The sequence below is a fragment of the Calothrix sp. CCY 0018 genome (assembly GCF_963920925.1).
In the GTDB taxonomy this organism is placed as follows: domain Bacteria; phylum Cyanobacteriota; class Cyanobacteriia; order Cyanobacteriales; family Nostocaceae; genus Rivularia.
Genome location: NZ_CAWUDI010000144.1, coordinates 1 through 274, shown reverse-complemented (window position 1 = coordinate 274; position 274 = coordinate 1). Strand labels below are relative to the sequence as shown.

1 protein-coding gene is annotated in these 274 nt (G+C 71.9%); it reads right to left on the bottom strand.

Annotation, left to right across the window (positions count from 1 at the left end; all coding sequences use genetic code 11):
* Nucleotides 1-274: C40 family peptidase (locus ACM03V_RS34515; protein WP_414625319.1), on the bottom strand; the 274-nt coding region annotated here is incomplete at both ends.

Genomic DNA, 274 nt, shown 5'->3' with positions numbered 1-274 from the left:
GGGCGTAAAGCCCCGGATTTCGCCCGCCACGACGGCGCCCGCATCGCCCTGGGACACCGCCACGATGTACCAGGGCAATGCGGTGGCCTCGCAGGCGACGCGGTCAGCCTCGCTGGGCGCCGGCGTGTCGTCCGGGTGCGAATGCACGACCGCCACCACTCGGCCGGCGTCCTCGGCTGCGGCGTAGTCGTCGGGCGCCAGGACGAAGTGATCGCCGGCTGCGGCAGCATTGCGGCACGGCACATACCATTCGCGGCGTGCTGCTGTCACCACC